Source organism: Gemmatimonadota bacterium (assembly GCA_009692115.1).
Classification (GTDB): domain Bacteria; phylum Gemmatimonadota; class Gemmatimonadetes; order Gemmatimonadales; family GWC2-71-9; genus SHZU01.
This window is the reverse complement of the sequence record SHZU01000001.1, coordinates 506,628-518,025: the sequence shown is the minus strand read 5'-3', so window position 1 is coordinate 518,025 and position 11,398 is coordinate 506,628. Positions and strand designations below refer to the sequence as shown.

Here is an 11,398-nt window from a genome sequence, read left to right as displayed (position 1 = left end):
GGCGTCCGGCAAATCCTCCGGTTCAGTTCGATCGATTATCGAGAGGGCGCCTTCTCCCTGATTGCCGTCCGGGAGCCGGACACCCTCCGCCTCGACGTGACGGTTCGGAATACCCAAACCACTCCGATCGGAACCGGGGCCGCCCGGCTTTCGTTTCTCCAAATGCGCGGCCAATTCATCGCCCGGGGCCGCCTGCTCGGCGCAACGGTCGCCGACTCCGGCTTCGGCTTCTTCGAGACCTTTACTTCGGGTACCCCGCCGCGGCCTTGACCTCGTCGATTTGTTCGATGTGCCGCACGCAGTGCCGGACCAGGAAGTACCCCCACTGAAGCCCGTTCAACGGCCCGAGCGCCGGATGCGGCACCGCGAAAGTCGTCAAGTCGTGCTCCGTCGTCTTGATGAAGTCGATCGTCGCCTGCCGGCTCTCTTCGAACACCGCGATCATCTCCTCCGGCGTGGTCCACCGTCCCGTCGGCAGGACAAAGTCCGGGGCCGGAAACGGCTGATCCCGCTTGGCCAGCCGCCCATCCACCCGCTCCTCCGCCCCCACCGTCTGCGCCAACAACTCCGGCGCCGTCGCCTCCCGAACCAACTTCCCCCGGATCAACTTCCCCGACCCCGTCTCCGCCACCGTCACATGCTCCGCCGTCTCCGCAATCGACCACCGATCCGGTGCCGGCTTGAAATGAAACTGCCCCCCCGTCACCCCCCGAAACGCCGCCGTAAACGCCCCCCCCGACTCCCCCAACATCAAAACCACCTGCCCCTTCTCAATCATGCTGTGTCCCCCCAAGAGCCGAGTGCCGAGTGCCGAGCCGCCGAGTGCCGAGCTAATATTCACCATGACCGAACCCCAACCAAGCCCTCGCGAGCTGATCGACACCTTCGCCAAAGGCTGGTCCAAGGCCGATTTGGACAAGATCCTCTCAGTCTTCAGCGACAATGCCGTCTTCATCGAGACTCCGTTTGCCCCGCCCCACACCGGCCGGGACGCCATCCGCCGCTACTGGGCTGACGTCCCGTACAACCAATCCGAGATCACGGTCACCACCGGTGAGCTGCATACGGCGGGGCCCTGGTTCTCGACCGAGTTCAAAGTGGTCTTTCGCCGCCGCCGAACCGGTGAATGGGTGGAGGCCCGAGGGGCGTTATTCTGTGAGTCCGAGGGGGACAAGGTCACCGAAATGCGAATGTATTGGCACCGGAACGGATAAACCGTGATATTGGGGTAGGGGTGTCGCCTGGCGGGTTCAGGTGTCACCCGGCTAGGACAGGGCAATGTCCGGTTTGGAAAACTGTAAGTCGTTGTGGCCATGTTGGTTGGCCGCGTCGATCGGGATGGCACGAAACTCGATATGCTGGGTAGCTGTCATTGTGTCCAAGCCCCACGAGTCGTTGCGCGGAGGTTCCTCATGATGCCCGTTCTATGGTTGGCCAGCGCGCTGTTCACCGGCGGCGATTCGATTCCGGTGGCTTCGGCCTCAATCGATGCCGCGGCCCCTCCGATCCGAATCTGGATCAACAACAGCCGTCAGTTCCGCGAAGGTGAGCGAGCCCAAGTCCAGGTCGAATCGCGCGACGACGGCTACCTCCTGGTTTTCAACTATGACACCGAAGGCCGCCTCCGGGTCTTGTTCCCGGTCGATCCCCGCGAAGACAACTTGGTGCGGGGGGGCCGGCGCTACGAGGTCCGGGGCCGCGGCGATCGGGAATCTTTTGTGGTGGGTCGCGACGGCGACGGACTGATCTACGCCTCGGTGTCCGCCGACCCGTTCCGGTTCGATGATATCGAGGTTGGGGGCAACTGGGACTACGATCGGATCTCGATCGGCGACAACTCCAGCGATCCGGAATCCGACATCACCGAACTGCTCCAACGGATTTCCACCAACCGGGGCTTTGACTACGATGTGCTGGACTACCGGGTGTACGGCTACCGATCGGTAACGGTGGCGAACAACTGGTGGCATCCCCGGCCCTACGGCTACATCGACGACTACTATTGCGATCCTTGGAATCGCCCGAGCCTGTTCGGGTGCCGCTCCTACCCGGTGGGCGGGTGGTACGGCGGCTATGGTTCCGGTTACTACGGGTACAACGGATACGGCGGCGGATATGGTAGTTGGGGCCGCAATTGGTACCGGAACCCCCGCTACTATGGCGGGTCCGTGGCTCGCTATCCGGTGCTGGCCGGCCGTCCGCGGGGCTACACCATCGTTCGGCGCGGCACTGATAATACCGGCAACGCCGCTCCCGGCCGATCGGGATCGTTGGGCGGTGGCTCGATCGGTGGCGGTGGGCGCCGTCCGGTCATCGACTACCGACCCCGGACTCCCGGTGGTCGCCCGGCCGATGGCGATCGGGGCTTCGGTGGCCGGCCGTCCGGCGACCGGGTGGCGCCCAACATTGATATCGGCCGGCCCCGCGGTCGCCGTTCGCCCGCGGTTGAAGATCGAGGACCGATTGTCGAACGGGATCGGGGCACTCCTCGGGGCCCGGTGGATTTCGGCGACCGGCCCGCTCGGCGGGCCAGCGATGGGGGGAACGACAACGGCCGACGAGTGGAGCCGCGCGAGAGCCGACCGGAAGTTCGGGAGCGGCCCCGGAACGAGGACCGGCCCCGGAACAACGACGGTCCTCGGAACAATCCACCCCCGCGCGTGGATCCCCCGAGGCAAAGCGCGCCGCCGCCGGCTCAACCGCGGAACAACGACGCGCCCCGACGCCCCCGCGAGCGTCCGCCCGCCTAATCGGCGACGAGTTCAAGGAGTGAAGCGCCCCGGTGGGTTACCGGGGCGCTTTACGTTTCAAGGGGTGTGCCGGCGGGCGTAGTCGAGGCCCCATTCGAGGATCTCGGCGCCGCGAAGGCCAATCCGCATGGCGGCCTGAATCGCGTCGTCCTCGGTCATCCCATGGTCGAGGATGAAATGCGGCACCAGCGCCCCGCCGACCCGATTCCCGCTGGCGCAATGAAACAGGAGCGGCCGGCCCGCGTTGGAGCGCACCACCTCGAGGATTCGTTCCAGCGTGGGGTCATCCAGGGTATCGGCGGTGACCGGGATGTTGATGTACTCCAACCCCAACCGCCGGGTGGCCGCCGGCTCGTCGTACGGGCGGGGCTCCATGGGATCCCGGATGTCGAGGATGACAGTCACCCCGGCCGCCTTGAGCGCCTCGAGGTGTCCTTCCGATGGCTGGCCGCCGGTCACCAGGTTGGGGAGGGGGGCCGCCGCGTTGGCGACGCCCGCGAGCGCGTCGAGTGGATTCGTCATTCCTGAAGATTAGCGCCCACCTTACCTTACCGGCCATGCTTCGGATTGCTCTCGCCCAATTTCGGCCCCGGAAGGCCGCCTACCGCGCCAACTTGGCCCAGGTGGGCCAACTCTTGGCGGAGTTGGCCACGGGAGCCGAGGTGCCCGATCTGGTGGTCCTCCCGGAGACGGCCTTGACGGGCTACTTCGTCGAGGGCGGCGTCAAGGAGCTGGCCGTCAGCGCCGAGCAGCTCTTCGCGGACCTGTCCGCGGAGCACTTGGCCGCCGGCCTGCCGCCGCTCGATCTGGTCTGCGGTTTCTACGAGATCTGGAACACTCGGCTCTACAATTCCGCCCTGGTCGTCCGGCTCGGCGGCCCCGAGGCCGGGGTCAAGCATGTTCACCGGAAGATCTTTCTTCCGACTTACGGGGTCTTCGACGAGGAGCGGTTTGTCGAGCCGGGGCGCTCGGTCCAGGCCTTCGACCTCGGGGCGTGTCGGGCCGCTGTGCTGGTCTGCGAGGACGCCTGGCATTCGCTGGTTCCGACCATTGCCGCGCTCGATGGGGCAGAGGTCATCATCATTCTGAGCGCCAGCCCGGCTCGGGGCATCCAGCCAAGCGCTGAGGGAGACGGCCGGCCCGAAAGTACCCTCCGTTGGGAACGGGTGGCCCAATCGATCGCGGCCGAGCACGGGGTGTTTGTCGTGGTGGCCCATTTGGTGGGATTCGAAGGCGGCAAAGCCTTTCCGGGCGGGTCGGTGGTGGTTGATCCCCGCGGGGCGGTCTTGGCCCGGGCTCCGATCTTCGAGGCAGCGGTGACGTCGGTCGCGTTGGACCTGGACGAGATTACCCGGGCCCGCGCGGAAGAACCGTTGCTCTCGGACTTGGAAACCCATCTGCCTCATCTGCTCGAGTCGCTCGCCGCGGCGCCGGAGCCCGGGGCGGCCAACCCCGTCCGGCGCCCGGACCGCCCGGCCATGCCGCCCCGGCAGGACGACCCCCTGGCCATCGATCCCGACCTCACGGAGCGGTGGCTGGTCGAGTTCCTGAAGGATGAGGTGACCCGACGCCGCGGCTTCGAACGGGTGGTGCTGGGCTTGTCGGGCGGGGTCGACAGCGCGGTGGTGGCGTACCTCGCGGCCAAAGCCTTTGGACCCGAACAGGTCACCGCGGTTCGGATGCCGTACCGGTCGTCGAGCCAGGAGAGTCTCTCCCACGCCGACCTGGTCATCGGGGCACTCGGCATCCAATCGAGGACGATTGAGATCACGGCCGGTGTGGACGGACTGGCGTCGGCCTTGGGCGAGCGGCCCCCGCCGGCCCGGCTTGGCAATATCATGGCCCGGATGCGGATGATCACGCTCTTCGATCTCTCGGCGGCCACCCGGGCAATCCCGTTAGGCACCGGCAACAAGACGGAACGGTTGTTCGGGTATTTCACCTGGCACGCCGACGATTCGCCGCCGGTCAACCCGATCGGCGATCTCTTCAAGACCCAGGTCTGGGCCTTGGCACGCCATCTTGGCGTTCCCGCCGCCATCGTCGACAAGGCGCCGACCGCGGACTTGGTGGCCGGCCAGACCGACGAAGGCGATTTCGGGATCAGCTACGCCCGGGCCGATCTGATCTTGCACTGGGTGTTGTCGGGATATTCGAGCGAAGCGATCGAGCAGCTGGGCTTCTCGGCCGCGGAAGTGGTCACGGTCAAGCGCCGGCTCGACTCGACCCACTGGAAGCGAAAGCTTCCGACGGTGGCCATGTTGTCGCCCACCGCCATCGGCGAGTTCTATCTTCGCCCGGTGGACTACTGACGATGCCGGAATCCCATCCAATGGCGTTCTCGAAGGGCGAAATCAGCACCTTCGTCATGCCGCACATGCAAAACGTCCTCGGCGACCTCTTCGGCGGCGACTTGATGGCCTTGGTCGACCAAGCGGCCGCGGTCGCCGCGATGCGCCATGCCGGGGGGCCCGCAGTCACGAAGTCGATCGACCGGCTCGACTTCCACCACGCCATCCCGGTGGGGGCCCTGGTCACCTGCCTCGCCACGGTCGACTTCGTCGGCAATAGTTCGATGTCGATCACGGTGCAGGTCTACTCCGAGAACATCGCGACCGGGGCCCGGGTCCATACCCACACCGCCCGGGTGGTGTTCGTAGCGATCGACCGCAACCACAAGTCGTGCCGGGTGCCCCGGCTGGTCCCCGAAACCGCGGAAGAACACGCCCGGTACCAGGCGGCCCAAGCCCAGTACGAGGCCCGCCGGTCCTGATGAAGAAGGCGGTGACGGCGGTGCTTTCGGGAGGCGGCGCCAAGGCGGCGGCCCATCTCGGGGCGCTCGAGGTCCTGGCCCAAAATGGGATCATCCCGACCCGGTTGGTCGGGACCTCGATGGGAGCGGTCATTGCCGCGCGGCTCGCGGCCGGACTCTCGGTGGCCGAGGTTCACCGCCGGCTCAGCCGGATCCGGAAAGACGATGTGGCCCGCCTCGCGCTGGGCCGCCCGGCTTGACCGACCGGTTGGACGGGTCGATGATTGGGGGTGGGTCCCCCCGATCCGGAGGCATGACGGTGGCCGAATTGAAAATCTATTCCGTCGACGAAGCCGAACGGACCCTCCCGTTTCTGCGGAAGATTCTGGCCGATCTCAAGGTTGAGTACGAGGGATGGCGGGAGGCGGTGGCCGGGTACGAAGTGTTGGCGGCCGCGAGTCGCGCCGACACCGGCGAAACGGACGATCTGCTTCTAAGCCGCGGCCGGGTCACCGACGCGGCGGCCCGGATCAACGCTGGTCTGCTCGAACTCGAAGCCGTCGGGTGCCAGTTCAAAGGGTTCGAAGACGGCCTGGTCGACTTCTATGCGCTCCGGGACGACCGGTTGGTCTTTTTGTGTTGGAAATTGAGCGAAGCACACATCACTCACTGGCACGAGGTCGACGCCGGCATTGCGGGCCGGCAACCGATCGACGCGGCCGACTTCAGCGGAATCATTCCTTGAGACATCTCTGGATTTTGGCCCACCTGGCCGGCTTTACCATGTGGTTAGGCGGCGGGTTCTCCGCCATGTTCGTGGGCTTGGCCTCGAAGCGGGAGCCCCGCGAGAATCTCGGCACCGCCATGCGGATGCTGGCGGCCATCTATCAGGCGTTGGTGCTGCCGGGCGCGCTGCTGGCGGTCGTGTCGGGGCTGGTGCTGTCGCTCATGATGTACGGCGGCCCGACGCTGGCCGGGGTAAGCCACTGGCTGATGGCGATGCAAGGCACCGGCCTCCTGGCCGCGCTGATCACCCTGTTGGTGCTGGTGCCGGGCGCCGGCAAGCTCGTCAGAGTCGATCCGGTGGCCCAGCCCGCGTTGTTCGACGCGCTCCGGAAGAAGCAGGCCCGGTTCGGGATGATTTCCGGGTTGCTTGGCCTGCTGGCGCTTTACGCCGGGGCGATGGGGAGGCCGTGACGCTCGGCACTCGGCGGCCGGTGGAGCAGAGGGGTTTGACGGGGCAGATTGGGCAGTGGGCTTGGCGGGCGGTGCATACTAGGGCGCCGAGCTCCATGAGGCCTTGATTGAAGGCCCAGGCGGTCGCGCCGGCGCGGGGAACCAGGGCGGCAGCCGTGCTCCACAGTTTTTGTTGGTCTCGGGCTGTGGCGCCGGCTCGGGGGTGAAAGGCTCGTTTGAGGACCCGGGCCACGTTGGTGTCGACGGCGGGTTCGGCTTGTTCGAAGGCAAAGCTCGCCACCGCTCCGGCGGTGTACCGGCCGACCCCTGGAAGCGCGCGCAGTTGGTCGACGTTGCTCGGGATGGTCCCGTCCCGCTCGGTAACGACCGTTTGGGCCAGCCGGTGCAGGTTGGTGGCGCGGCGGTAGTAGCCGAGTCCCTCCCAACTTTCCCTCACCATACTCGGAGTGGCTGCGGCCAACGTGCCGAGGTCGGGGTATTCCGCCAGGAAGCGGTGGTAGAAGCCCTCGACCCGGCTGACCTGGGTCTGCTGGAGCATGATTTCGGACACCAGAACCCGATAGGGGTCTCTCGTCTGGCGCCACGGCAGGTCTCGGCCGTGCTTCTGGAACCAGGCCACGATCCGGCGCCGAAAGGCGGTTAGGGTGGACTTCGATGGCATGGGGGGGCAAGATATAGCCATGGCAACAGCGGTGCTTGGGGTTCCCCGGCTGGTTGGCCGGGTCGTCCTTACCGGTCTGGCACATCTCGGGCGGTTCAGCGCCATGTGCGCCGAGATCGTCCGGGGGTTTCGGGAGTGGCGGGTCTGGATCCCCCGGACGGTTACCGAGTGCGCCAATATCGGGGTCGGAAGCCTGCTGATCGTGCTGGTGGTTGCCGGGTTTGCCGGGGCCGTGACGGCGTTCCAATCCGGCTATCAGTGGCAAACCAGCCTGCCGCTCTACGTCTTGGGTACCCTGATCGTCACCAACATCGTGTTGGAATTGGGGCCGGTCCTGGTTGGCCTGGTCTTGGCCGGCCGGATTGGAGCCCGCTACGCCGCCGAGCTCGGCACGATGCGGGTTACCGAGCAAATCGATGCCCTGGAAAGCCTGGGCCGCTCGCCGGCGTCGCACCTGATCATTCCGCGGGTCCTGGCGGGCTTCCTGATGGTCCCGATTCTGGTGGTCATCGCCGATGTGGTGGCGGTGGTGGTGGCGTGGTACGCGGTCAAGCGGGTGCTGCCGGTTACCGACGAGGATTTCGCCTACGGCGCCCAGTATTTCTACCGGACCTTCGACGGGTACTACTCGGTCATCAAGGCCTTCTTTTTCGGTGGCGCCATCAGCTTGATCTCGTGCTACGTCGGATTCAACACCAAGCAGGGGGCTGAAGGCGTGGGTCGGGCCACCACGGCCGCGGTCGTGGCCAGTTCGGTGGTCATCCTGTTACTGAACGCCACGTTGGCGCGCCTGCTTCTCAACTAATGATCGAGCTCCGGGGCATCAAGAAACGGTTCGGCGAGCAGGTGGTGCTCGGCGGCGTCGACTTCACGGTCGCCGACGGCGAGACGGTTGCGCTGATGGGGCCGTCGGGTACCGGGAAGAGTGTGCTGCTCAAGCACATCAACGGCCTGATCCACCCGGACGCCGGGCAGATCCTGGTCGACGGCAAGAACGTGGCCCTGCTTCGGCGCGATGACCTGGCCGAGCTTCGGATGAGGATCGGGTATGTGTTTCAGAACGGCGCCCTCTTCGACTCGATGAATGTCTACGAAAACATCCGGCTCGGCATCGTCGATCAGAAGCACTACAGCGACGAGATGTTCTGCCGGGCCAGGGTTGGGGAGTGCTTGCGGCTGGTCAACCTGGCCCCGGAGACGCAGGGAAAGTTCCCGGCCCAGCTGTCCGGCGGGATGCGGAAGCGGGTTGGGATTGCCCGGGCGATTGCCGGCCAGCCCAAGTACCTGTTGTATGACGAACCGACCTCCGGGCTCGATCCGGTCAACTCGGACATCATCGACCGCCTGGTCAAGCGGCTAGCCGGTGAACTCGGGATCACGAGCGTGATGGTGACGCACGACGTGCGAGGCGCCTTCCGGGTGGCCGATCGGGTGGCGCTGCTGAGTGAGGGCCGGATTGTGTTGCAAGGAACGCCTGAGGAATTCAAGGCGTCGAACATTGCCGAGGTGCGGGCATTCCTGGAACGAGATTTCGAGACCGACGAGGCAGCCTGAGCGGACTATGGATCTTCATCACAAACAAGAAGTAACGGTTGGGTTGCTGGTCCTCGGTGGGATCGGCCTGTTCATGGCCGGGACCACGTGGCTCAAGGGTCGGAGCTTCTCCAGCTCCGGCAGTCAGGTCCGGGTCGCCTTCGCTGACGTCGGCACCCTCAAGCGGGGCTCCGCAGTGCGGGTGTCGGGGGTCAATCTCGGCTCGGTCGACCGGATCGACTTCGAAGGCGTCGGCAAGGTCGTCGTCACGCTGAGCGTCAAGCCGATCGTCCAGCCGAAAATCGACGCCTCCGCCAAACTCGGATCGGCCGGCCTGATGGGCGATGCCCTGATCCTTTTTCACCCCGGCAATTCGAGTGAGCCGTTGCCCCCAGGGGCCACGATTCAGGGTGTGGTCGGTCAGGGTTTGATGGAGCTCGGCACCGAGTTAGGCGACAAGGCGAAAGAGGCGATGACCGGTTTCAGCGAGATCGCCAACCAGAAGCTGGCCGACAACTTGAATGCGACCCTGTCGGCAATGCAGCGAATGATGGGGGTCTATACCAATACCAAATCCGGCCCCGTGGGCGATCTCGCGGCCACGATGCGGCAGCTCCAAACCCTGACGGCCCATCTCGACTCAACCCTGGCCGCCGCCAGTCTGCCGACCACGCTCCGAATGACCGATACCCTGATGACCAACCTGTCGTCAACCAGCCACGAATTTGCGGTGACGGCGGCCCGGTTCGACAGCCTGCTCCAGAAGATCAATCGGGGCCAGGGCACCCTTGGCAAGTTCGTCACCGATACCGCACTCTACGCGGAGTTGACCAAAGTGGCCACCTCCGTCAAGGAGCTGGTGGACGAGCTCAAGAAACACCCCGGGAAGATCACCATCCAAATCAAGGCGTTCTAAACCTCCCTCAAGCCTCCGCGTGCCACGCCGATACTCCGTGGCATGCAGATCGTCGCGTCGAACATTCAGCTCAGCAGCGCCCATCGGTTCGAGGCCGCCCACTTGGTTCGGGAGTGGCTCACCGTGGCCGTTCGACCCGCCGAGGACTCGTTTGTCCGCGGGGCGAGCTGGGATCACGATCTCGAGAAGTTGGCCAAGCTCCTGAAGCGGTACTTCGAGGGCCGCCCGGGGGAGGGCAACAACGAGAAGTTGGCCGACCGGATCGACCGGCTGGTGGCCCGGATCGGCGACGGTCGGATCGATGCCGCCACGGCACTGGTGGGACAGAGCGGCAACGGGTTCGCTGAGTTGGCCGGGTACGATGAGGACGGGAATGGCTTCATCGACGAGGGCGATAGCATCTTCAGCCGTTTGGCCTTGGTCGACCAGGGCGCCACCGGCCTGACGGCCGACACCCTGACGAACCGGGGGGTCGGGGCGATCTTTACCGGGTCGGTGGCGACGCCGTACCGGTTCACCGATGGGTCCAACCAGACCGTGGCGACGCTGTCCCGGTCGGGGATCTACCTCAACGAGAACGGCCCCACCGCCATTGCCCAGCAGGTCGATGTTCTGATCTAGCGCCCGCCGAGGTTAATTTGCCGCGATGCTTGGGGTCACTTTCCTTGGGACCGGCGCGGCCTGTCCAACCGTCGAACGCAACGTCTCCGGCCTGGCGCTGATGCGCGAGGGCGAAATGATGCTGTTCGACTGCGGCGAGGGCACCCAACGCCAGATGATGCGCTACGGCGTCGGGTTCAGCTTTTCCGAAATCTTCTTCTCCCACTATCACTCCGACCACCTCCTTGGCGTCATCGGCCTGTTCCGTACCATGGGGCTGCTCGACCGGAAAGATGGCGTCACCCTCTACGGGCCGAAGCACGCCCAGCGAATCATTACGCACGCCCTCTCCGTCGGGGTCGAGCGGACCAAGTTCCCGGTGGACATCATCGAAGTGAAGCCGGGTGACCGGCTGAAGCGGAAAGAATACGACATCGCCGTGTTCGAAACCGAGCATCGGATCGACACCGTGGGCTATGCGCTCGTGGAGCGCGACCGGCTGGGCCGATTCGATCCCGAGGTGGCCAAGTCGTTAGGGGTTTCCGAGGGCCCTCTCTGGGGGCAATTGCACCGGGGGATGCCGGTGACCCTGCCGGACGGCCGGGTCGTGCCGCCGGATGCCATTGTCGGGCCGCCCCGGCCGGGCCGGACGGTGGTTTACTCGGGCGACACCCGGCCCTGCCAGGGCGTTAGGCAGGCGGCTCGGGGCGCCGATCTATTGATTCACGAGGCAACCTTCGGGTCGGACGAGCGCCAACGGGCCATTGAAACCGGGCACAGTACTGCGGGGGAGGCGGCCGAATTGGCGCGCGATGCCGGCGTCAAACGTCTGGTGCTGACCCATATCAGCGCCCGGTACAGCCGGGAGGCGCCCGAGTTGATCGACGAGGCCCGAGCGATCTTCCCGACCGTGAGTATTGCCCGTGACGGCATGGCGGTGGACGTGCCGTTTCCGGACCGGGGCGGTTCCGCCGGCTAGCCGATCAGGT

Annotated in this window: 14 protein-coding genes; 11 read left to right on the top strand and 3 right to left on the bottom strand. The window is 65.7% G+C overall.

The annotated features are described in order from the left end of the window. Nucleotides 1-241: 241 nt before the first annotated feature. Nucleotides 242-955, bottom strand: a complete 714-nt coding sequence (locus tag EXR94_02485) for a DinB family protein (protein MSR01597.1) — start codon at nt 953-955, stop codon at nt 242-244. Between EXR94_02485 and EXR94_02480 the strand changes: the two genes are divergently transcribed. Together EXR94_02480 and EXR94_02475 are read left to right on the top strand one after the other, a co-directional pair. Beyond that, nucleotides 777-1,214: a nuclear transport factor 2 family protein gene (locus tag EXR94_02480; protein ID MSR01596.1), complete on the top strand. Its 438-nt coding sequence runs from the start codon at nt 777-779 to the stop codon at nt 1,212-1,214. The two genes, EXR94_02485 and EXR94_02480, sit on opposite strands and share 179 nt — an antisense overlap. 93 nt (nt 1,215-1,307) lie before the next feature. Next, the gene (locus tag EXR94_02475) at nt 1,308-2,750 is read left to right on the top strand and encodes a DUF4384 domain-containing protein (protein ID MSR01595.1); all 1,443 of its coding nucleotides are present in this window, start codon (nt 1,308-1,310) and stop codon (nt 2,748-2,750) included. 57 nt (nt 2,751-2,807) lie between these two features. On the opposite strand, the gene EXR94_02470 is transcribed toward EXR94_02475, so the two are convergent. Next, complete coding sequence (locus tag EXR94_02470) at nt 2,808-3,272, bottom strand: hypothetical protein (GenBank protein MSR01594.1); 465 nt, start codon at nt 3,270-3,272, stop codon at nt 2,808-2,810. 35 nt (nt 3,273-3,307) lie between these two features. Here EXR94_02470 and EXR94_02465 point away from each other — a divergent pair, with 35 nt between their 5' ends. The 4 genes from EXR94_02465 to EXR94_02450 are packed head-to-tail and all read left to right on the top strand — an operon-like array spanning nt 3,308 to nt 6,247. Beyond that, entirely contained in the window at nt 3,308-5,062 is a 1,755-nt protein-coding gene (locus EXR94_02465; GenBank protein MSR01593.1) for an NAD+ synthase, read from the top strand. 2 nt (nt 5,063-5,064) lie between these two features. After that, nucleotides 5,065-5,523 (top strand): acyl-CoA thioesterase, encoded by a 459-nt coding sequence (locus tag EXR94_02460; GenBank protein MSR01592.1) that lies wholly within the window; start codon nt 5,065-5,067, stop codon nt 5,521-5,523. After that, complete coding sequence (locus tag EXR94_02455; protein ID MSR01591.1) at nt 5,523-5,762, top strand: hypothetical protein; 240 nt, start codon at nt 5,523-5,525, stop codon at nt 5,760-5,762. Before EXR94_02460 ends, EXR94_02455 begins: the two co-directional genes overlap by 1 nt. After that, nucleotides 5,759-6,247 (top strand): DUF2203 family protein, encoded by a 489-nt coding sequence (locus EXR94_02450; GenBank protein ID MSR01590.1) that lies wholly within the window; start codon nt 5,759-5,761, stop codon nt 6,245-6,247. Before EXR94_02455 ends, EXR94_02450 begins: the two co-directional genes overlap by 4 nt. A gap of 324 nt (nt 6,248-6,571) precedes the next feature. Here EXR94_02450 and EXR94_02445 read toward each other — a convergent pair whose 3' ends face one another. Further along, complete coding sequence (locus EXR94_02445) at nt 6,572-7,321, bottom strand: A/G-specific adenine glycosylase (protein ID MSR01589.1); 750 nt, start codon at nt 7,319-7,321, stop codon at nt 6,572-6,574. A 37-nt stretch (nt 7,322-7,358) separates the two neighbouring features. Between EXR94_02445 and EXR94_02440 the strand changes: the two genes are divergently transcribed. From EXR94_02440 to rnz, 5 genes are read left to right on the top strand one after another with little or no spacing between them, the layout of a single operon-like run. Next, entirely contained in the window at nt 7,359-8,165 is an 807-nt protein-coding gene (locus EXR94_02440) for an ABC transporter permease (protein MSR01588.1), read from the top strand. After that, complete coding sequence (locus EXR94_02435; GenBank protein ID MSR01587.1) at nt 8,165-8,914, top strand: ATP-binding cassette domain-containing protein; 750 nt, start codon at nt 8,165-8,167, stop codon at nt 8,912-8,914. The genes EXR94_02440 and EXR94_02435 overlap by 1 nt, the downstream gene beginning before the upstream one ends. Nucleotides 8,915-8,921: 7 nt before the next feature. Beyond that, nucleotides 8,922-9,809, top strand: coding sequence for an MCE family protein (locus EXR94_02430; protein ID MSR01586.1), 888 nt, complete (start codon nt 8,922-8,924; stop codon nt 9,807-9,809). Nucleotides 9,810-9,851: 42 nt separating this feature from the next. Beyond that, the gene (locus EXR94_02425; GenBank protein MSR01585.1) at nt 9,852-10,430 is read left to right on the top strand and encodes a hypothetical protein; all 579 of its coding nucleotides are present in this window, start codon (nt 9,852-9,854) and stop codon (nt 10,428-10,430) included. A 25-nt stretch (nt 10,431-10,455) separates the two neighbouring features. Continuing rightward, nucleotides 10,456-11,388 carry a ribonuclease Z gene (gene rnz / locus EXR94_02420; GenBank protein ID MSR01584.1) on the top strand — a complete coding sequence of 311 codons (933 nt, stop codon included), beginning with the start codon at nt 10,456-10,458 and terminating at the stop codon, nt 11,386-11,388. Nucleotides 11,389-11,398: the final 10 nt, after the last annotated feature.